Below are 21,079 nucleotides of genomic sequence, written 5' to 3' on the forward strand. Positions count from 1 at the left end.
TATGTGACGGGCCCGCGGTTCAACGGCCCTGGGCGGCCTTGACGTTGTCGCCGAAGGTCCAGCCCTTCGCGCCGTCCCAGTTGAGGGACCAGGTCATCAGGCCCTTCAGCCCGTTGTGGTAGGTGCCCCATGCCTGGCTCACCAGGTCCGGGGACATATAGCCGCCGCCCGCGCCCGGTTGGGCGGGCAGGCCCGGTACCTGCTGGTCGTAGGGGACCTTGACGGTGGTGCCCTGGACGGTCAGTCCGTTGGCGAGACAGTCGGTCTGCTTGGTGAAGCCCTCGACCGTGCCGGCCTCGTAGGAGTCGCCGGAACACCCGTACATGCTGCCGTTGTAGTACTGCATGTTCAGCCACCACAGGCGGCCGTTGTCGACGTACTTCTTGATGATCGGCAGGTACGCGCCCCAGATGGAGCCGTAGGTGACGGTGCCGCCGGTGACATAGGCGGTCTCGGGGGCCATCGTCAGGCCGAAGCCGGCGGGCATCTGGCCGAGGATGCCGTCGATGATGCGGATCAAGTTGCTCTGCGAGGGCGAGAGTTGGTTGATGTCGCCGCTACCGGACAGGCCGGTCTCGATATCGATGTCGATGCCGTCGAAGTTGTACTTCTTCAGGATCGGCACGATCGTCGCCACGAAACGGTCCGCCACCGACGTGGAGTTGAGGTCGATACCGGCCGTCGCGCCGCCGATGGACAGCAGGATCGTGGCGCCGGCGCTCTTGGCCTGGCACATCTCGGCCGGCGTCGGCACCTTCACCGTCGCGTCCATGCCGTCCTCCCAGAGGGCGGTGCCGTCCGAACTGATCACCGGGAACGCGGCGTTGAGGACGTTGTAGCCGTGGGCGCCGATCCGCGGGTCGGTGATCGGCGTCCAGCCGAACGGCGGGTGGACGCCGCTCGCCGCGCCGTCCCAGTTCTCCCAGTACCCCTGGAGGACCTTGCCGGCGGGCTTCGGCTTGACGGCGCAGGTGTCGTCGCGGGGCGCGGCGGTGGCGGGGGCCGCGCCGGGGGCCGCGGCACCCAGCATCGGCAGGAGGCAGACGGCCGCCAGGCCGCTTCTCAGCAGACGCGCTATCCGACCGGTCATGCTGGGCTCCCTTCGCGCCCCGACGGAATGCGTCAGCGTCAGTGACGGGGGATCAGGGCGGGGAATTGGGGGATGGGGTGGGGGGAACGGGGGGTGGTGCGCACACCGTAGATTGGTCCATACCTTTCGTCAATGGGTGGGGTGAGTAGGGGAGTTGGGGGGCGGGAGGGGCGTGGTGCCGGCGCGCGGTTGGGCTGGCTGGGCCGGGGCCGTCTATCGTCCCCACGGGCCGGGAGCGTCCCCTACTGGCGTTCCCTCCGTTCCCTCCGTTCCATCCGCTCCAGCCACTCCTCGCGGGTCAGCGCGTACTCCACATCGCCCTGTTCGGCGCCCGCGATCGGGTCGGGCCAGTCCTCGAAGGAGGTGCGGACGTAGGAGAGTCCGCACTTCTCCAGCACGCGGCGGGAGCGCGCGTTGACGGACATGGTGTCCGCGATGATCCGGTCGTACCCCAGCTCGCCGAAGCCCTTCCGGACGAGGGCGAGCGCGCCCTCGGTGGCGAACCCCTTGCCCCAGGCGGACCTGCGCAGGCGGTACCCCAGATCGGCCGTGTTCACCGGGCTGTCGTTGACCGGGCTGAGGCAGTGCCAGCCCAGGAATGCGCCGGTGGCGCGCAGCTGCGTGGCCCAGAAGCCGCCCGACAGCATCCGCTCGAAGGACTCGGCCCGGATTTCCTCGCGCGTCATCGGATGGCCACCGGTGAGGTACCGCATGACCTCCGGGTCGCTGTCGAGTTCCACCACCAGGTCGAGGTCGGACTCGGTGTCGGTGAACGGACGGAGCGCGAGACGGCCGGTGGCCAGAAAGACATCCATCCGTCGATGGTCAACGGGACGGATGGCCGGTGCCAGCCAATTGCGGGTGGGGAAGGAGCGGGGAGGGACGACTTGACCTTCACCCCGGCGTGAACGTCGAGGGTGGCACCCATGAACACCTCGGACGCCTCCAGGGCGTGGGACGAGCCGACCTCCGCGGCTCCAACAGCGCTGGCCGTGTTGACGCTGTGCGCCTTCACCCTCGGCACCGGCGAGATCATGATCGCCGGAATTCTGCCGGAACTCGCGGCGGATGCCGGCATCTCCCTGTCCACGGCCGGCCTGTTGGTCAGCACCTTCGCGCTGACCGTGGTCGTCGGCGGGCCGCTGCTGGCGCTGGCCACCACCGGGGCCCGCCGACGGACCCTACTGGCCGTGTTGCTGACGTTGTTTGTCCTGGGCAACGCGGTGTCTGCCGCGACACCGGCCTTCCCCGTGATCGCGGTCGGCCGGGTCGTGGCCGCGCTGGCGCACGCCGGTCTGATGCCGCTCTTCTTCGGCCTGGCCGCGGACGCGGTGCCCGCGCACCAACGCGGGACGGCGGTGGCCCGGGTCTCCCTGGGCCTCAGCCTGGCCATGATCGCCGGCCTGCCGATCGGCACGGCTCTCGGCCAATGGCTGTCCTGGCGCGCTACTTTCGTGGCCGTGGCGCTCCTCGCCGCCGCCGTCACGGGCCCCGTGCTCGCCCTGGCCCGAGACGAGCGGCCCGCCGCAGCCGACGCCGCGAACGCCACCTCGGGCCTCGCCATCGATGTCGCCATGGACGTTGCTTCCGATGCCGCCTCGGATGCCGCCTCCGATGCCGCCTCGGATGTCGTCACGGATGCCGCCTCGGGTGCTGCCTCGGATGTCGTCACGGATGTCGTCACAGACGTTGGCGCCGACGCCGACCGTCCCCGGGCCGGTGAACTGCGGGTGTTGAGGGAGCGCCGGGTGCAGTCCGTGGTGACGGTCACCGCACTGAGCGCCGCCGCCGCATTCACCGCGTACACCTATGTGACGCCCCTGCTCACCCACACCCTCGGCGTCAGCGCCCCGGCCGTCACCGTCCTGCTGCTGCTCTTCGGTATCGGCGGCACGGCCGGCAACCTGATCGGCGGGAAGCTGGCGGACCGTTCGGTGACCGGCGCGGTGCGCCTCGGCGTACTGGTGCTCGCCGGATCGCTGCTCCTCCTGGGGGCGTCGGCGAACGTCCGGCCCGTGGCCATCGCATCCCTCTTCCTCTTCGGGGCCGCGTACTACGCCGTCATCCCCGCGGTCAACACCCGCATGCTGAACGTGGCATCGCAGCGGGCCAGGAACCTGGCCCTGACCGCGCAGAGCTCGGCATTCAACTTGGGTATCGCGGCGGGCGGTTGGCTCGGCGGCCAGGTGATCGCCATGGGGGCGGCGCTGCGTTGGGTACCCGTGGCCGGCGGGCTGGTGGCCCTCCTCGCCCTGGCGGTCGCCTGCGCCGAACACCGAAGCGAACGGCGCCGAACGGCCTCGACCGCAACCCGGAACGAAACCCGGAACGCGACCCGGAACGCCGTCGGCGGGGGTCACGGCGGCGAACGGAACCCCAACTCGCCCACCGGAGCCGCCACATGAAGCGCCGCCACATGAAGCCCAAGCGCTAATCCCCAGACCCAGCCCCAGCCCCAGCGCCGTGCGCAGCGCACGGCCCAGAGCCACCAGCGCGTAGTCACCAGCCCACCACCTGCCCACGCCCCCGCGTGAGCAGCATCAGCCGACACGACAACACGACGACCAGGAGTACGCCACCGTGGACGAGAACCGCGACAGCTACGCAGGGCAACCGCATGAAAATGCAGCTGACTGGAAGCCGCATGAAACCGAGCGACCGCCACACGAATCCGGCCAGCAACTGTATGACGTCCATGACGTCCATGACCTCCACGACGCCCATAGCGCTCCGAGGGAATCGCACCGTAACCACCTCGCCTCGGGGGACAACGAGGTCAACCGTCGCGTCATCGCGGAGTTCCGCGCCAACGAGGGCGCGGTCGGCGACCCGTTCGCGGGGCGGCCGCTGCTCCTGCTGACCACCCGGGGGGCCAGGACCGGCCGGCCGCGCACCACGCCGGTCTGCTATCTGACCGACGCCCCGGGGCGGTTCGCCGTCTTCGCCTCCAACGGGGGCGCGACCATCCCACCGGCCTGGTACCGAAACCTGATCGCCCATCCCGAGGTCACCGTGGAGGTCGGCACCCGCATCTACCGGGCCCGCGCGACCGAGGCCATCGGGGCCGACCGGGACCACCTCTGGCACCGACAGGTCGCGGCCGACCCGCAGTTCGCCACCTTCCGGGAGCGCGCCGGACGCCCCATCCCGGTCGTCGTCCTCACCCCACTCGACGAGCTCCCACTCGCCGAGGCCCTGGCTTGACTACGACCCGACTTGACCACGCCCCGGCTTCACTGCCACTCCACTCCACCCCACACCACCCCACCCAACTTGACCTTCACGTCGACGGCAAGGTTTACCCTCCCTCTGGACACCAGCCGCCAGAAGAGAGAACACCATGCGCATCGGGGAACTCGCCCGCACCACCGGCACCACCACCCGAGCGCTGCGCTACTACGAGGAGCAGGGCCTACTCCGTCCCGACCGCTCAACCAACGGCTACCGCAGCTACGGCGAGGGTGCCGTGCGGGTGGTGGCGAACATCCGACTGCTCCTGGCCGCCGGCCTGACGACCGACGACCTGCGGCTGCTCGACGGCTGCCTGCGCGACGAGTTGACCGGTTCGCACGCCTGCGCCGACCCCAACCCCAAGATCGAGGTCTTCGAGCAGCGGCTCGCCCTGCTCCAGAGCCGCATAGACGAGCTGGCCGCCGTCCGCGACCAACTCCTGGACCGGTTGTCCGACTTGCGCGGGCAGTCGGACCGATCGGGGCGCCCGCACTGCTCGTCGACGGCCCCACGAACCGAGCACGCCACCGCGGCATGAGCCGGAGGATGCCCCCAACTCGACTTGCCGACGAGCGAATTGGGAAACCACCTTCATACCCGGCCCCACTTCCCGCCACCTTGGTACCGGGGGGCAAGCCTCATACCTGGGGTTGAGCCGACGGGCCCGCCACGTGCGAACCACGGGTTGACGCGACCGACCTGCTCCGCAAGGCACGGTTGTGTCGTGATCGAAACCAACCGACTCTCGCCCACACGGCCCAGCAGCCGTACCATCCACCCCAGCCACGACCACGTCGGCAACCAGACCCACACCCACAATCGGAATCTAGGCCGCAGCCACAGCGATATCCATATCCATAGCCATAGCCACAACGTCGCTCGCCTCCGCACCCGTGGCCACGGCTATGTCTGGAACCCAGCGGGTGAGCCCCCGACGGCACCCCGAGTCCGGCGCCGCCCGGGCTCCTGGCGCGGCGCGTTGAGGCAGGCAACGACGGCCGCCGCGCGGATTCTTCGCCACCCCCCATCGGCGCTGCGGGGGGCATGTGCTGCCGGCCCGATGAGTCCTATGCTGTGCTGCTTAAGGAGTCCGCAGGGGCCGGGCGGGAGGGGAACCGCCGTGCGGCTCCACGGGGGTGAATACCGGCCACCGCCTTCTCGGTCCAACGGAGGCGCCATGCGAGAGCTTTCACGGGACCCGGCGAGGGACTCCTCACGGGACGGTTCACGGGACCGGCTGCTCATCGCGGTGCGGCACGCCATCGCCGCCGTCCGCGACACCGGCGATCTCGCCGAGCTCCGGCTGCTGGAACGACAGGGTTCGATCACCCGGCTGGTGATCACCACGGCCGACACCAACTGGCCGGACCTCGCGGCCCTGCACGCGATCGGCATGGCCCGCTGGCTCCAGCACGTCGCCGGCGCAGAGGGCGCGTATCACGCCGAACGGGAGGCGTCCCTAAGGCCGTTGGCCCACGTCTACGCCCGGGAGCGGGACGCGGTGCCGTCCGAGGCCGCCGCGGTACTGGAGGCGCTGCGGTCCGGGCGCCGTCTGAACGGCCCCAGGGTGCCCCGGGAGGTGCGCCGCCAGGTGCTCGCCGGCCTGCGACGACGGGAGGAACTCTCCCAGGAGTTCGTCACGGCCGCCCGCGGGCTCGATCCTCGTGGCGGTCGACCACACCGGGACGCCGCGGTCCTCCGCCCCTTCCTCGAACTGACACCACGTCACCGTCCGGACCGCGTACGCTCCTTGCGCCTGCTGACGGTCACCCTCCAGACGGCGTACCGCGAGACGGGCGACGCCGCCGCGCTGGCCGAGGCCGTCCGCCTCGGCCGCGAGTTGCTGCTGCTCATCCCCGCCGGCGGAGCGCAATGGGCAGACGCCGTCGCCCACCACGCCCAGGTGATCGGCGACCACTACCGGCACACCCACGAGCGCCACGACCTCGACGAGGCGATCGACCGCGGCCGGGAAGCCCTCCGACACACCCCGCCGGACAGCGAGCGGTTGGCGGCCCGACTGGACGCCTTCGGCCTGCACCTGTCGCTGCGCCACGACGTCACCGGCACCATCGCCGATCTCAGCGCGGCGATCGACGCCTGCCGCGGCGCCGTCCGGGCTGCCCCCGCCGGCTCCCCGGACGTCACGCCCTACCGGGCCCGCCTGGCCGGCCTGTTGGTGAAGCGCCATCGGGCCACCGGCGATGGAGCCGCACTGGACGAGGCCGTGCAACTGGTCCGCGGCGAGCCCCAACCGCTCCCCGCCCCGGGCCGGGACGGGGTCCTCGACCACCACGCGGAGGTGCTGCACGCCCAATATCGGCGCACCGGGCTGGCGGACGTGCTGCATGACGCCATCGCGCTGTACCGCCAGGCGGCCGAGGAACGACGGGCCCGCCGCGGCAACCCCACCGCCCTGGCGAGCGCCCTCAGCCGCCTGGGCAACGCCCTCCACGACCACTGCGCCGAGACCCTCACCGGCGACCACCTCGACGACCCCGACCAGGCCGACCACTTCGACCAGCCCAACAGCCCGGTCCACCCCGACCCTCCCGATCCTCCCGACCAGGCCAGCCACTTCGCCCCACCTGATGGCCCCGCCCACTCCACCTACCTTGCCCCCACCCCGGCCGACCAACGGCCCGCCGAACCGCCCTCATTGCGCGAGGCGATCGCGGTGCACCGCGAAGCGGTGGCGGTGTGCGGGGCCGACGACCCGCAACGGCCCGGCTACCTCCGCGACCTCGCCCGCAGCCTGCGCGAGCGGGCCCGTCGGACCGGTCGCCCGGAAGCCCTCGACGAGGCGATTGCCCTGCTGCGCGAGGCCATTGAGACTGCCCGCCCCACCCACGGCATCCGCTCGGGCATGCTGGCCCACCTGACCGCCGCCCTCCTGGAACGCCAACGGCACACCGAGGGCGACGCACCGGAGACCAAGCTCCTGCGGGAGGCACACGCCTTCGCCGAGGCCACCGCCCGTAACGCCACCGGACCTCCGCACGAACTGGTCCGGCTCCACCGCGCGTTGGCGGAGCTGGCGACCGCCACCGGCCGTCACCGGGAGGCCGCCGCGGCGTACGCCCGGGCCGTCGCGCCGCTACCCCAGGTCGTGCCCCACCAACTACACGGCAGCACCTCGGAGACCCAACTGAACGGGCACGCCCGCGGCCTGGCTGCCGACACAGCGGCGGCCGTCCTCACTGCAGGCGGCCCCGACGCCCCCGCCCGCGCCCTGGAACTCCTCGAACGGGCCCGCGGCACCCTGCTCACCAGCGCCCTCGGATTCCACGGCGAGGCCGAGGGCCTCCGGGCCACCGCCCCGCAGCTCGCGGCCCGATTGGCGGAGCTGCGCATCGCCCTCGCCACCGCCCCGGCCACCTTCGACCGGCGCCACCAACTGGCTGAGCAGTGGAACGCGTTGCTCGCCGAGATCCGCCACCTGCCCGGCCTGGACGGCTTCCGCAGACCGCCACGGCTCGCCGCACTCCGCCCGGCGGCCGCCGGCGGCCCGGTGGTGACCGTCAACACCAGCCCGCTGCGCTGTGACGCGCTGATCCTCACCAGCAGCGGAGTGACCGCCGTACCGCTCCCTGGCCTCTCGTACGACGAGGCGAAGACCCGCGCCGCACGCTTCGTCGAGGCATGGCGCACCGCCGAGAGCCCCGACGCTGCACCGGCCGAGAGTCACGCAGCCCAGGTGTACCTCCGCGCAACGCTGGAATGGCTCTGGGACACCACGGCCTTCCCCGTCCTCAACCACCTCGCCCACACCCCCGACCACCACGCCCTCGACCACCACACCGACGCCGCTCAACTGCCCCGCATCTGGCTCTCCGCCACCGGCCCCCTGGCCCTGCTCCCGCTGCACGCCGCCGGCCACCACACCGACCCGGACGGCACCCGCACCCTCCTCGACCGCGCGGTCCCCTCCTACACCCCGACCATCGCGGCACTCGCCGTGGCCGTCCGCACCGCCTCCCGCCGAGGCACACAGCCGCGCCCGCTCGCACCCCTGGCGGTGGCGATGTCCCGCACCCTGGGCTTCGCACCCTTGCCCGGCGCCCCGACCGAGGCCCAGGACGCCGCCCACCACTACGGCCCCGACACCCTGCTGCTAGACGACGAAGAAGCCACCCACACAAGGCTGTTGGCGGCCCTCCCCACTACCAGCCACCTCCACTTCGCCGGCCATACGGTCGCCGACCCGACCCACCCCCACATCGACCACCTGGTCCTCCACGACCAGCCGCTCACCCTCTCCGAGATATCCCGACTCCGTCTCACCGACGCCGAGTTCTGCTACCTCTCGACCTGCACCACCACCGACCCCGACCGCCTCGCCGACGAAGCCGTCCACCTCGGTGCCGCCATGCACCTCGCCGGCTTCACCCAGGTCGTCGCGCCCCTCTGGCCCGTAACGGACACCATCGCCACCCACACCGCTCGCCTCTTCCACGCCAGCCTCCAACCCACCCCCGCCCGCGCCCTCCACCAGACCGTCCGCACCCTCCGGGCGAACGCCCCCACGCAACCGAACCAATGGGCGGCCCACGCCCACTACGGCCCGTAGAGAAGCACCGCCTCCCGGCCCGGAGCCCAACCCGACGCCTTCCAACCGACGTTCCCCGCCCAACGAAGGATGACCCCGCACCGCACACCGCCACACACCACGCCCCGCCAAACCACAACAAGGTCAATCCACAACAAGCCCAGCCGTATCAATCCAATTCGCAACAGACTAAGCCGCATCAAGCCAAGCCAATCCCACCCGGCCGCGCCGCCCCACGGCGGAACCGGGCTCCGTCGCCCCACGGAGAGGAGTGGAGGAGCCCGGCCCGTGCCCCGAGGGCTCAGCCGAGCCGGATCGGGAGCTCGCTCAGCCGCCAGTTGCCCGGCAGCGGTATGCGTCGGAGCTCCTCCGGCGCCACCGCCAGCGACACGTCCGGATAGTGCGTGAGTAGCTTGCCGAAGGCCACCTCGCCCTCCTGCCGGGCCAGGCTGGCCCCCAGGCAGTAGTGCATGCCGTGGCCGAAACCGACGTGGTCCTCGGCCCGGCCAGCCGGGTGGCGGGTGACATCGAGCCGGGCGGGGTCGGCGTAGTGGCGGGGGTCGTGGTTCGCCGCAACCAGGATGGGCATGACGGCTTCGCCCTTCGCGATCCGCACGCCCGCCACCTCGGTGTCCTCGGTGGCGTAGCGCAGCTGCGTCAGCTGCACCGGGCCGCACCAGCGCATCAGCTCGTGCACCGCGCGGGGGAGCAGCCCCGGATCCGACTTCAGCAGCTGCAACTGGTCGGGGTGAGTGAGCAGTGCGGCCGTGCCGTTGGTGATGAGGTGGGCGGTGGTCTCGTGCCCCGCGATGACCAGGGTCAGGACCAGCGTGACCATTTCGACGTCGCTGAGCCGGCTGCCGTCGTCGTCGTGCGCGCGGATCAGTTCGCTGAGCAGGTCGTCGCTGAGCGTCGCGCGCCGTTCACGGATGAGCTCGTGAATGTGGTCGATCATCGCCGGGAACGAATCCTTGAGCCGATCCGGCCGCAGCGAGGAGAGTTGGGAGCTCCAGGCACGCCACTGCGGCCGGTCCGCTTCCGGGATTCCCACCAGTTCGCAGATGACCGTGATGGGCAACGGATAGGCGAAGTGCGTGATGAGGTCGACGACCCCGTCCTCGGCGTGCTCCGGGAGCCGGCTCAGCAGATCGTCCGCGATGGCCTCCACCCGGGGCCGCATATCGGTGATCTTGCGGGCGGTGAAGGCGCGGGAGACCAGCCGCCGCAGCCGGGTGTGGTCAGGGGCGTCCATGGTGAGGATGGAGCCGTCGAGATAGACTCGGTAGTGCTCGGGCAGCCCCATCATGTCCATCAGGCGATTGCGCGGATTTCCCCCGTCCCCGGCGTCCTGTGCAAAGGCGGGGCTGTTGGCGAACCGATGGTCGCGCAGAACCGCGCGGGCCTCGTCGAAGCGGGTGATGAACCACACGGGGGTGTCGTCGACGAAGCGGCCGCGGACCACCGGGCCCTGCTCGCGCAACTCGCCGTATCCGGTGAACGGATCGGTGAGCAGGGCCGGTTCCATCACGTTCGGCTCGCCGGGGTGTTTGCCGACGTGTTCGTTGAAGGGGGAGTCCGCCAATTCGGTCATGTCTCTCTCCTGTGAAATGAGCCTGGGCGAAACGGAGCCGCGACGGGGCCGCGGCTGGGGCGGGCCCGCGGCCCGCAGGGGAGGTCACTCGCGCAGTTGCCGGCGCATCTCCGCGGCGCTGCATTCCTCCAACTGCTCGTACAGCGCGATGACTTCGGGCGCGGCGGCGGCCACTGCCTCCTCCATGCTGCCGTAACGCAGCGAATTGGCAAGGGAATTACTCTCGGTCCGCGGCGCGCGGAATTCCTCCGGCGACGTTTCCAGCATCCTGCGGAGGGTCTCGGCGAGGAGGTCACCGCGGACCTCCGGATTCTCCGGTGCCCGGTCGTAGAGCATGGCCTCGGCCATGAAGAACCCGGTGGACGTGGACAGCAACGCGTATTGCTGGTGCTGCACGTCGAGATCGGAACGGACCAGCCCGTGGTGCCGCAGCACTTCGAGATAGCGCAGCAGAACCTGGTCGCTGAGCGCCATCAGCTCAGCGAATTCCTTTTTGGCGGTGTCGCTGAGCCGGCCGAGGATATCGACGTCCTCGGTGTGCACGGCGCGCAACACCGGCTCCTTGAGGAAGTCGCCGTAGTAACTGCGCATCGTCCGGCTTGGCAGGATCTCCAGCGGATCGGACCGCATACGGGTCAAGTGCTGCCGCTGACTGCGCCATTTGACGTTGAGCACGACGGCCAGCAGCAGCGAGTCCTTGGTCTTCCAGTGCAGATAGACCGTGCCCTTGCCGACCTTGGCCCGCCGGGCGATCTCGTCGATCGTCACCCGCCGGTATCCCCAGGCAAGCAGCAGTTCCCCGGCCGCCTCCAGGATGCGCTGACCGCGCTCGGCCCGTTCCAAGTCCCCTCTCCCTCCTCGTTCGTGACCAGATTTCGAATCTGGTCACGGAGTCAAAGTACGACCGGAACCATCGGGTCGGTAGGGAGGATTTCGGCCACTCGCGGCCACTGCCAAGGGAGTTGGGCGCCGATCTGTACGGGGCCCGAACGGCCGGGGATCATGGCACCGTTCACCGCACCCCGCGCCGACCGCTCCGAGGCGGCGACGGGGCCGATCCGAGGAGAACGCCATGGTCAAGTCCTTCGCTGAGCTGTCCACGCCCCTGGTGGCCGACGCTTGCGTGCGGCTCGGCGTACCGCTGCGCGCCGCGCCGCCCGGAGTCGGCGCCGTGGTTCCCGGTCACCGGGTCGCCGGACGCGCGCTGCCCGCCCGGCACTACGGGAGCGTCGACATCTTCCTGGAGGCGTTCACCGACGCCCGACCCGGCGACGTCCTGGTCATCGACAACGGCGGTCGCCAGGACGAGGCGTGCGTCGGCGACCTGCTGGCCCTCGAAGCACGCGCCGCGGGACTGGCCGGCGTGGTGATCTGGGGGCTGCACCGGGACACCCCGGAACTGGTGGAGATCGGCCTGCCGGTGTTCAGCTACGGCCGCCTGGCGCCGGGCCCGGTCCGACTCACCGACCGGGAGCCGGACGCCCTGGTCAGCGCCCGCTTCGGCCCCCACCGGGTCACCGCCGAGGACACGGTCTTCGGCGACGACGACGGCGTGCTGTTCGTCCCCGCGGACCGCGTCGAGGCCGTACTGGACACGGCCCGCACGATCTGGGAGACCGAGCGCGAACAGGCCCGCAGGATCGTCGCGGGCGAGACCCTCCGCCAACAGACCGCCTTCGACGACTACCTCACCCGCCGCACCGCCGACCCGAACTACTCGTTCCGACAGCACCTCCGCCGCATCGACGGAGCCGTGGAGGAGTAGTCGCCCGGCCGGCCATCAACCTCCGGCATGCGACTACCGCCCCCGTACGACCAGGGGTTGACTCCGCACTACCACCCACGGTTTGACGCCAACGGCCGCCGAATAGCGGACAGTTGAGTGCATCGGCCGGGCACGGCAAGCACACCCGCCCGACGCACTCATCCACCATCCGATACCCAATGTCCGATAGGGGGCCACCATGATCAGCACCGAAGCACGCCAACCGATCCCCACGACACCACCCGCACCGCTCACACCAGCCACACCGACCACACCAACAATGCTGACCACGTCAACCACACCAACCACACCGACAACGCTGACCGCGGCATCAACGTCGACCACACCCCGCAATTCCTCCCTGCCCGGCGGGACTTCACCCTCCTCACAGCCCCTCGCCACCACTCACGCCACCGCACCAACGAGGCTGAGACCTGGAACGGACCAGCGACCCGACGACGCCGGGGTCCGCCTGGCGGCCGAAGGGAGGTGACATGCCGCCGATGGCGTAATCGTCGGGTTGGCTGTTCGGGGGCGTCAGGCTGTGGACCTTGAGCACGGTCGTAACAGGAGTCCATGGCGGGAGCCCCTGTTGAACAGGTCGCGTGAATGGGTCGTTGAGCGGTGGCGCGGAAGACGAGGGTGACGGCGTTGACGAGTCCGGTCCCCGCGGCGCGGCGGGAGCCGCCGTCGTGAACCAGTCGGGCCGCGGCCGGCCGACCCAGCGGCTCTCCGGACTGGTGGACAGCAACGGCTTTGAGGCGCCGACGGTCCCCGCCTGGATGCGATGGCTGCCCGCCCTGTACGTACTGATCGTGCTGCTACTGGAGTTCGTGACGCCCACACAGTGGGCGGTCAGCTCCCTGCTGATCGCCGTGCCGGTACTCGCGGCCTTCACCCACGGCCCGGTAGGCGTCGCCGTCGTCACCGTCTTCGCCGTCGTCCTGGAGGGCGTGCTCGCGGGCACCCCGTGCTGCACGGGCCACAACATCCATCAACTGTGGGGGAATCACTATGTAGCGACGTATATCTCCACCCTCGTCGTCGGGATCATGGGCGTGGCGCTGGCCGGGTACCGACGGCGCCAGCAACGGCACTTGGTGCGCGTCAACTCGGTGGCCGAGGCGCTGATGCGGACCCTGCTGCGGCCGGTTCCCCATCGGGTCGGCAAGGTGCTGGCGGCCGGTCTCTACCGGTCCGGGGAGATCGGCACCATGGTGGGCGGGGACCTCTATGACATCCGTGCCACCCCGGCCGGCGAGCGGGCCATCATCGGCGACGTCCGCGGCAAGGGGCTCCAGGCGGTCCGTACGGTCGCCGACATCCTCGGCAGCTTCCGCGAGGCGGCCTACGACCCCGGGGACCTGCTGGCGGTGGCCGCCCGGATGGAGCGTCGGTTGGCCCACGAGGCGGCGGAGATCCCCGACGACGAACTCTTCGTGACCGCTGCCCTGGTCGAGTACGACGCCCGGGCCCAGCAAGTGACGATCATCAACCACGGGCACATCGAGCCGGTGCTGATCTCGGGAGGGGAGGTGACCGCGCTCACCGGGCCGCCAGCCCTGCCGCTGGGACTGGGCGGGTTGTCCGCGGAGCCACCGGTGTCGTACACGCACCGCTTCGCCCACGGCGATGTGCTGCTGCTCTGCACCGACGGGCTGATCGAGGCCCGGGACCACACCGGGGCGTTCTATCCGCTGCTGGACCGCCTCATCCAGCGGTTCGGCGGCAGGCCGGCCCCGGGGCCGGCCGATGTCATCGACTTCCTCAACGCCGATCTGCCCCGCCACACGCGCATCCTCCACGACGACGTGGCGATCCTCGCGATCGCACCGCGCGTCGAGGAGCCGGAGTAGTACCCGGGACATCGGACGGCGGCTCGTCGGACGGCGGCGCGTCGGCGGGTGGCCGGACATCGATGGCACAGGCCCGGCGTCCCGCGAGCAAGGCCGGGCGATGAGGAGGGGAGGGGGAGGGGAGGGGAGCAGGGGAGCAGGAGGGACACGAGGAGGGGAGAGCGCTGGAGAGTTAGGGGGAGACGAGAGTGCACCGGGCCGGTTCGAACTCGGGTCGCTTCCGGCCGCCGGGCGGAGGAACCTGGAAGCGTAATTAGGGGGGTGCGAAGCAAGCTGTGAGGTGTCCGATGAGCACTCTCGAAGAACACATCGACATCGGTGCTCCGCTCGAAACGGCCTGGGATTGCCTGCACCGCGCGGAGAGCTATCCACGGTTCCTGAACGGCGTCCGGCAGGCCCGGCCGGAGGGCGAGCGACGGGCGCACCTGGACGTTGAAGCGGGCGGCCGGGCGCAGGAGTTCGAGGTCGAGATCGTCGACCGCGAGATGGAGAACGTGATGACGTGGCAGACCACGAGCGGCCCCGACCTTGCCGGGACGTTCTCGCTGCTGCCCATCGACCGGGGCCACACCCGGCTCCAGGCCCGGTTCGAGTACGACCCGGGCACGATCAAGGAGAGTTTCGGCGGGCCCCATGGGTTCGCGCAGGCCGTCGCGATCGAGCGGGGCGTACGCAGCGATCTCCAGCAGTTCAAGGAGCTGGTGGAAGCGGAGGGCAAGGCCAAGTGAGCGCGGAGTGACGGAGAGGGGGAACGGAAGCGGTCAACGTCGGCGGCGCTACCGGGCGTTCGCCGGCAGTAGCGGAACGAGGGGCCGGGCAGCGCCGCTGCGCGACCTCGGCCGGACGACTTGAAGACGCACGTGGCAGAGGGGGCTTGGGCGTGGGTTTCGACCGGGGTTTCGACGTGGGGTCAGACGAGATGGCGTTCTGGCATGGGGTGTTCCACCCCGTCGAGTTCGAGGGTGCAGCGGGGTGCGGTGGGGACGAGCCGGGGTTCGCGGATGCGGACGCGGAAGATCCGGACGGGTTCGTCGGGGAGTTCGCCGGTCAGGAGGTTCAGGCCGGTGCCGTGCTCCCGCTGGTAGGCGACGACCTTGCCGTTGACCAGGAGTTCAATCTCGCCGTCGCGGCCGGGGCCTACGTTCACGGTGATCGAGTGGCCGCCCTGGTCGAGGTGGAAGTGGTGGCTGCGTCCCATGGTCCTCGCCTCCCGTGCCCGGGGCGGTGCGCGTTCCGCTACAACGGTCGCCGCACGAGCGACCGCACCTCCAGATTAGTTCGGTGCCGGGTAGCAGGCTGGTGGGGGAGACCTCGGCCGGTGGCGGGGTGGCGAGCGACAATTGTGGTGAGTGCCGCGCCGGGCGGTCCGCGGAGCGCGGGGCGTGAGGCCCCGCCCGGAGGAACCAGTGCCCGGGCCGGCGGGAGACGGCGATGAACGGCTCGGTCCGGATCGGGCATGTGGTCGGGGTGCCGCTGCGGATGCACTGGAGCGTGCCCCTGCTGGTGGTGCTGTTCGCGTACGGCCTCGGGCGGCAGACGCTGCCGGTGATCGCCCCGGGACGTTCCGCTGTCGTCTACGCCCTGGCCGGGGTCGTCGGGGCCGCGTTGCTCACCGGCAGTCTGCTGCTGCACGAGACGGCACACGCCGCGATCGCACGCCGGAAGCAGATATCCGTTGAGGACGTGACCCTGTGGGCGCTGGGCGGGATAACGCGGATGGGGCGGCCGCAGACCGCGGCCGCGGCCTTTGCGGTCGCCATCAGCGGACCGCTCACCAGCCTGCTCATCGGGGGTATCGCGCTGGGCGCCGGCTTCGGGTTGCATGTGCTGTCGCTGTGGGCGGTGCCGGCGGTCGTGCTGGTGTGGCTGGGCTGGGCCAATGTTCTCCTGGGCGTGTTCAATCTGCTGCCGGCCGTCCCGCTCGACGGGGGGCGGGTGGTGCAGGCGTTGCTGTGGTGGCGCACCGGAGACCGGGACCGCGCGGATATCGCGGCGTCCCGGGGCGGCCAGGTGATGGGCGTGCTGCTGGTGGCGGCCGGCTGGTTCGCAGTGTTGCGCGGGTTGCCGAGCGGGCTGTGGCTGGCCCTGATCGGGCTGTTCATCATGGTCGTTGCCGGGTCCGAGCGACGACGGGCGGCGATGCAGACGGCGCTGCGCGGGGTGCGGGCGGCCGATGCCATGTCGGCTCCCGTGGTGACCGGGGCGGACTGGCTGACGGTGCAGCGGTTCATCGACGAGGTGGCGGTGACGACCGGGCACTCCGTCGTTCCGCTGCTGGACTTCGAGGGGCGGCCGAGCGGCCTGGTGCAGGTCCGCAGGCTGGCGTCGATACCCGTCGCCCAGCGGGTGGAGCTGCGGGTTCGGGACGTCGCCGTACCGATGTCCCAGTGCGCGGTGGCAGCGCCGGACGATCTGTTGAGCGAGGCGATGGACCGGGTGACGCTGCGGACCGGGATGCGGATCCTGGTCGTGGACGCCGGGCATCTGGTGGGGATCATCACGGCGAAGGACGTGTCCCGGCTGATGCGGCGGCACACGCTGAGCGGCGGCCGGACCGGGGCGGGGACCGGGTGAGGACGTGGCCCGGAGCACGGCGGGACGGAGCGTGACCGGCGGGGGACACCGCGAGCGACCGGCGAGGGAGCGACGGCATGGACACAGCGGCGCAGTACATCACGGTGACGGCGCTCAGCCACCCCGGACTGATCCGGGAGCACAACGAGGACAGCCTGGTCGCGGGGCCGTGGACGCTGTGCGGCACCGTGACCGAGAACCCCCAGACGCTGATGTTCCCGCTGGGCAGCCCGGTGGTGGTGGCGGTCGCCGACGGCATCGGTGGGCAACCGGGCGGCGAGGTCGCCAGCGCGCTGACCGTGGCGCACCTGGCGGCGCTCGGGCCGACGCTGGACAGCGAGGAGACGGTGCGGGCGGCGGTGACCCGGTGCAACCGCGCGGTGTACGCGGCGGCCGAGCGGGACCGGGCGCTGACCGGGATGGGGACCACGGTGGCCGGCACCGTCGTGTTGCCCGAGGCACTGCTGGTCTTCAACGTGGGCGACAGCCGGGTCCTGGAGGCCGGGGAGGACGGGCTGCGGCAGGTGAGCGTGGACGACAGCCCTCCGCTGCCGGCGGGGCAACGGACCACGTCGCTGGTGACCCAGGCGATCGGTGGCGCCAGCCGTTTCGTCGCGGTCACCCCGCACGTTCGTACCGTGCCGCTGGTCCCGGATCGACGCTATGTGGTGTGTACGGACGGGCTCACCGACCCGGTCCTGGAGGAGGAGATCGCCGCCGTGCTGCGTGAACACGACGGCGGGCGGGCCGTCTTCGAGCTGTGGAAGGCGGCCATTGAGGCGGGCGCACCGGACAACATCACGTTGGCGTTGGTCGGGGTCGGGGGGTGAGCGGCGGGACTGCGGAGACTCAACGGAGCGATGAGCGTGGCTAGTTGGTGGGTGGAGGCGCGCAACGATGCGCGGGCCTGCGTCGGTTGGGGATGTCTGTGCGGTAGTGGGGGCGTGCGGAGTGGGGGACGCTCGGCTCAACGTGCCACCCGAGCGCCCCCGTTCCGGGGCGCAGACGGTTGGTGCCGGCACTCGCCTCGACCCGACCCCTCCCGCCACCCGGTCTTCCGCCCACCCCAACCCACCACTCGATCCCCCTCGCCCCCGAAGAGCCACCCGACGGGGGTGGCTCTACCGCCGTAGCCGCGCGGGGACTTACGCGTGGGCGCTGAGCACTCCGCCGCTGCTGAGCACCATGTAGACGCCGTTGGCGGCGGCCCCGTCGTCGTGTCCCTTGGTTTCCAGCGTGCCGTCCACCGAGCCGTCATGGCCGATGATGTCGGCGCGGTAGTGCAGTTCGCCGACCTTCGTGACCTTGACCGTCCAGTCGCCCGCGACCTTGAAGGTGCCCGGCCCCTGGTGGCCGCCGCCCATCCAGGAGTGGACCTGGCCGTCCAACGTGAGCACGACGAACATGTCGTTGGCGTCGAGCCCGGTGTCGCGGCCCTTCGTCTCCAGCGTGGCCAGGACCGAACCGCGGCTGACGATCTTGGCGCGGTACTGCTGGTCACCGATCTTGTAGATCTCGGCCTTGCTGCTGCCGTCCGCCAGCGGCTGGATGCGGACCGGCGATGCCGCCTTGGTCGTCGCGCCGTGCGAGCCGCCCGATCGCCTGCCCACAGCGCCCGACTTGGTGTCGACCTTGGTGTCCTTCGTGGTGTCGGCCTTGGCGTCGGGGGCCGCCGGGGCATCGGCGCCCTGCGCTCCGGCGGCGGGGCCCGTGCCGCCGGATTCGGTGGCGGTGGTGCCGGTGTTCGTGTGGGCCGCGGGCTTCGCGTTGCCGGCGTCCGAGCCGGAGCAGGCGGTCAGGGAAAGGGCGGCGGCCGCGGTCAGGGCCGCGGCGGCAATGCGCAGGGTGCGGCGACGAGCGGTGCGGACGGTGGTGTTGGAGTTCATGGCGGGTCCCCCGGGGTGGTCGGTGCCGTTGTTTCGTTGGTACGTCACACACTCTGGTCGGGACGGCTATCGCCAGGCTGACGCTCCGCTAACACGCGGCTAACCACCGTCCGTTGGGCAAACCGTTCGAGTGCGGCCCGTCGCGGCAACAGCGGCCACCGGTCACCGACCACTGGCCAGCGACGGAGGGTCCGACGGATCGAATGACCGACTGACCGAATGGATCGGGGGACCAGGGGATCAGTGGATCGGAACGGAAGGGAAGGGAACGAAGCCGACTACCGCCTATCCGGCCCTGGCCCATCGGACAGGAAGCGCCCTAGCCCCGATCGCGGCGCAGCGCCGGCAATCCGAGTCGCCGCCCGGTGTCGTCGTCGAATTCCGCGCAGAACGTGCCGAGTATGTCCTCAAGATGGGAGAAGGAGCGCGCCGCGAACAAAACCGGCTGATAGCGGGAAATGACGTACTGCGTACTTGCTGCGGCGCATGCGTCCAGTTCGCGCACTTCTCGCCCTTCGTGCGCCCCGATCTCCCCGTACGAGGAGAGCAGCGCCGCCCCGAAAGCCTTGGGTACGCCGGATTCGCTGACCAATCCGTATTCGAGGGTGTACCAATACACCCGGCTCAGAATGTCCAGCGCCTCGTCGGTCCGGACCCGGTTCGCGGCCCGGCCGAACATCCGGTACAGCTCGGCGATGCGCGGTGACGACAGATGGATGCCGTGCCCGAACACGTCGTGCAGCACGTCCGGTTCGGGGGTGTAGAGGGGCACGTCCGGATGGCGTACGAACTGCACCGCATGGAAGTAGCCGTGCTCCATGGCGCCCAGGAACCGCTCGTTGGGCACCACCCCGCCGGCCAGCGTGAGCGCGAACCCGGTGCGCGCCGTCAGCCCGGGCGTGATGTCCGCGTGCTGCGGGACCCCATCGGCGGGGATCTCGGTGTCCGCGAGGGCGTCCAACACCGGCCGGCAGGCGTGCGCCTGGTGCTCCGGGAGCAGTGCGTCGTAGACGGTGCGCCAGGTCCGGTGCTCGTCCTCGGTGTACTCCACACCCGGATACGGCGCCCCTACCGGGTGGTTGTCGGCGCGGGCCGCCAGGGCGTCCCGGCGGCTTCGGTACTCCCGGTCGCGGCGCCCGGGGTGGTCGTTCGCGCGGCCCAGTTGTCCCTCGGCGGAGACGGGGGTCCGGTTCCGTGGCGTACTCATACCGCTGACCATGCCCAGCGGCCGCGCGGAGATCACCTCGGGCGGCGGGCGGGGGGAGTCGGCGGGCGCGTCGCCTTCAGTGGTTCAATGCATGGCCGTATCCGGCATCGTTATTGCTTCGTTTCTTGACGATTGGGGCTTCGGTGACGTTCACTCAGCCATTCATGGGCCGAGTCAGGGCGGCCCCTGTGGAGGTACTTTTCATGAGGCCGAAGAAGGCAATGGGCGCAGCGAATGTGACGAATGCAACAATACGTCGCGGCGTCCTCATCAGTGTGTTGACGCTTTCCCTCGCCGCGCCCCTGGCGGCCTGCGGAAACGATCATCAGGAACCGTCCCAGGGGAAGGACCACATCGGCCTCCTCCTTCCCGAGAACAAATCCACGCGCTACGAGAAATTCGATCACCGCATCATTTCCCGGCGCATCGCGGCGCTCTGCCTCCAATGCACGGTGGACTACGGAAACGCCGAGTCCAGCGTCGATACCCAACGCTCCCAGTTCGACGACCTGGTGAAGAAGGGCGTCAAGGTCATCATCCTCGACCCGGTCGACGCCCAGGCCGCCAAGGCGTGGGTGGACTCCGCCGCACGTCAGGGCGTTCAGGTCATCGCCTACGACCGGCTCGCCGAGGGCAACGTGGCGGCGTATGTCTCCTACGACAACGACAAGATCGGCCGGCTCCAGGGCGAGGCAATTCTCGCCGCGCTCGGGTCGCGCGCGGCGAGCGCCGATGTCGTCATGTTCAACGGCTCCCCGGACGACCCCAACGCCCCGGCCTTCAAGAAGGGCGCGCACGCCGCCCTCGACGGCAAGGTGCGCAAAATCGTCTACGAGAAGGACGTCCCCGAATGGTCCGAGGCGACCGCGAAGAAGGAGATGGCCGATGTCATCAACTCCCGTGGTCCGCGCGGCTTCGACGCGGTCTACTCGGCGAATGACGGCATGGCCGGCGGTATCGCCGAGGCGCTGAAGTCGGCCGGCGTGAAGAATGTTCCGCTGGGTGGCCAGGACGCCGAACTTCCCGCACTTCAGAGGTTGTTGGACGGAACCCAGGCGTTCACTGTTTACAAGGAAGTGCGGCCCGAGGCGGAGACCGCCGCGGAACTGGCCTTCCGGTTGCTGCGCGGCAAGAGCATCTCCGACCTCACCTCCACCACCGCGGCGAACCACAGCAAGTCCGGCATTCCGGCCAAGCAGTTCAAGGCCACCGTGGTCACGAAGGAGAACCTCAAGGACACCGTCGTCCGGGACGGCGTGGTGCGCAGCGACCTGCTCTGCACTCCCGCCCTGGCCACGCAGTGCGCCTCCGCCGGCATCGGCTGAGCCGC

17 protein-coding genes are annotated in these 21,079 nt (G+C 70.5%); 10 read left to right on the forward strand and 7 right to left on the reverse strand.

Features of this window, described 5'->3' with window-relative positions; genetic code table 11:
• Positions 1-19: 19 nt before the first annotated feature.
• Complete coding sequence (locus ACFVFQ_RS21865) at positions 20-1,090, reverse strand: chitinase (RefSeq protein WP_383418527.1); 1,071 nt, start codon at positions 1,088-1,090, stop codon at positions 20-22.
• Between the two features lie 242 nt (positions 1,091-1,332).
• Positions 1,333-1,905, reverse strand: coding sequence for a GNAT family N-acetyltransferase (locus ACFVFQ_RS21870; RefSeq protein WP_383418529.1), 573 nt, complete (start codon positions 1,903-1,905; stop codon positions 1,333-1,335).
• 111 nt (positions 1,906-2,016) lie between these two features.
• Here ACFVFQ_RS21870 and ACFVFQ_RS21875 point away from each other — a divergent pair, with 111 nt between their 5' ends.
• The 4 genes from ACFVFQ_RS21875 (at position 2,017) to ACFVFQ_RS21890 (ending at position 8,891) form a co-directional block, all read left to right on the forward strand.
• Entirely contained in the window at positions 2,017-3,495 is a 1,479-nt protein-coding gene (locus tag ACFVFQ_RS21875; RefSeq protein ID WP_383418531.1) for an MFS transporter, read from the forward strand.
• Between the two features lie 175 nt (positions 3,496-3,670).
• On the forward strand, positions 3,671-4,294 hold the full coding sequence (locus ACFVFQ_RS21880; protein ID WP_383418533.1) for a nitroreductase family deazaflavin-dependent oxidoreductase: 624 nt from the start codon (positions 3,671-3,673) through the stop codon (positions 4,292-4,294).
• 136 nt (positions 4,295-4,430) lie between these two features.
• On the forward strand, positions 4,431-4,859 hold the full coding sequence (locus ACFVFQ_RS21885) for a MerR family transcriptional regulator (protein ID WP_383418535.1): 429 nt from the start codon (positions 4,431-4,433) through the stop codon (positions 4,857-4,859).
• 639 nt (positions 4,860-5,498) lie between these two features.
• Positions 5,499-8,891 (forward strand): CHAT domain-containing protein, encoded by a 3,393-nt coding sequence (locus ACFVFQ_RS21890; protein WP_383418537.1) that lies wholly within the window; start codon positions 5,499-5,501, stop codon positions 8,889-8,891.
• A gap of 280 nt (positions 8,892-9,171) precedes the next feature.
• Here ACFVFQ_RS21890 and ACFVFQ_RS21895 read toward each other — a convergent pair whose 3' ends face one another.
• A complete protein-coding gene (locus ACFVFQ_RS21895) occupies positions 9,172-10,461 on the reverse strand; it encodes a cytochrome P450 (RefSeq protein ID WP_383418539.1) in 1,290 nt (429 codons plus the stop codon).
• 84 nt (positions 10,462-10,545) lie between these two features.
• The gene (locus tag ACFVFQ_RS21900; protein ID WP_383418541.1) at positions 10,546-11,304 is read right to left on the reverse strand and encodes a TetR/AcrR family transcriptional regulator; all 759 of its coding nucleotides are present in this window, start codon (positions 11,302-11,304) and stop codon (positions 10,546-10,548) included.
• 229 nt (positions 11,305-11,533) lie between these two features.
• Between ACFVFQ_RS21900 and ACFVFQ_RS21905 the strand changes: the two genes are divergently transcribed.
• The 3 genes from ACFVFQ_RS21905 (at position 11,534) to ACFVFQ_RS21915 (ending at position 14,810) form a co-directional block, all read left to right on the forward strand.
• Complete coding sequence (locus ACFVFQ_RS21905) at positions 11,534-12,226, forward strand: RraA family protein (RefSeq protein ID WP_383418543.1); 693 nt, start codon at positions 11,534-11,536, stop codon at positions 12,224-12,226.
• Positions 12,227-12,918: 692 nt separating this feature from the next.
• On the forward strand, positions 12,919-14,082 hold the full coding sequence (locus tag ACFVFQ_RS21910) for a PP2C family protein-serine/threonine phosphatase (protein ID WP_383418545.1): 1,164 nt from the start codon (positions 12,919-12,921) through the stop codon (positions 14,080-14,082).
• Positions 14,083-14,369: 287 nt separating this feature from the next.
• The gene (locus tag ACFVFQ_RS21915; RefSeq protein ID WP_383418549.1) at positions 14,370-14,810 is read left to right on the forward strand and encodes an SRPBCC family protein; all 441 of its coding nucleotides are present in this window, start codon (positions 14,370-14,372) and stop codon (positions 14,808-14,810) included.
• A 182-nt stretch (positions 14,811-14,992) separates the two neighbouring features.
• On the opposite strand, the gene ACFVFQ_RS21920 is transcribed toward ACFVFQ_RS21915, so the two are convergent.
• Positions 14,993-15,280: a hypothetical protein gene (locus tag ACFVFQ_RS21920; protein ID WP_383418553.1), complete on the reverse strand. Its 288-nt coding sequence runs from the start codon at positions 15,278-15,280 to the stop codon at positions 14,993-14,995.
• Between the two features lie 233 nt (positions 15,281-15,513).
• On the opposite strand from ACFVFQ_RS21920, the gene ACFVFQ_RS21925 reads away from it, so the two are divergent.
• Together ACFVFQ_RS21925 and ACFVFQ_RS21930 are read left to right on the forward strand one after the other, a co-directional pair.
• Positions 15,514-16,656 carry a site-2 protease family protein gene (locus tag ACFVFQ_RS21925; protein ID WP_383418556.1) on the forward strand — a complete coding sequence of 381 codons (1,143 nt, stop codon included), beginning with the start codon at positions 15,514-15,516 and terminating at the stop codon, positions 16,654-16,656.
• A 77-nt stretch (positions 16,657-16,733) separates the two neighbouring features.
• A complete protein-coding gene (locus ACFVFQ_RS21930) occupies positions 16,734-17,486 on the forward strand; it encodes a PP2C family protein-serine/threonine phosphatase (RefSeq protein ID WP_383418558.1) in 753 nt (250 codons plus the stop codon).
• A 315-nt stretch (positions 17,487-17,801) separates the two neighbouring features.
• On the opposite strand, the gene ACFVFQ_RS21935 is transcribed toward ACFVFQ_RS21930, so the two are convergent.
• Entirely contained in the window at positions 17,802-18,542 is a 741-nt protein-coding gene (locus tag ACFVFQ_RS21935) for a hypothetical protein (protein ID WP_383418561.1), read from the reverse strand.
• A 319-nt stretch (positions 18,543-18,861) separates the two neighbouring features.
• A complete protein-coding gene (locus ACFVFQ_RS21940) occupies positions 18,862-19,749 on the reverse strand; it encodes a phenylalanine 4-monooxygenase (RefSeq protein ID WP_383418563.1) in 888 nt (295 codons plus the stop codon).
• A gap of 221 nt (positions 19,750-19,970) precedes the next feature.
• Between ACFVFQ_RS21940 and ACFVFQ_RS21945 the strand changes: the two genes are divergently transcribed.
• Positions 19,971-21,074, forward strand: a complete 1,104-nt coding sequence (locus ACFVFQ_RS21945; RefSeq protein WP_383418565.1) for a sugar ABC transporter substrate-binding protein — start codon at positions 19,971-19,973, stop codon at positions 21,072-21,074.
• Positions 21,075-21,079 lie beyond the last annotated feature (5 nt).

It is taken from the genome of Streptomyces sp. NPDC057743, from assembly GCF_042798755.1.
Classification (GTDB): Bacteria; Actinomycetota; Actinomycetes; order Streptomycetales; family Streptomycetaceae; genus Streptomyces.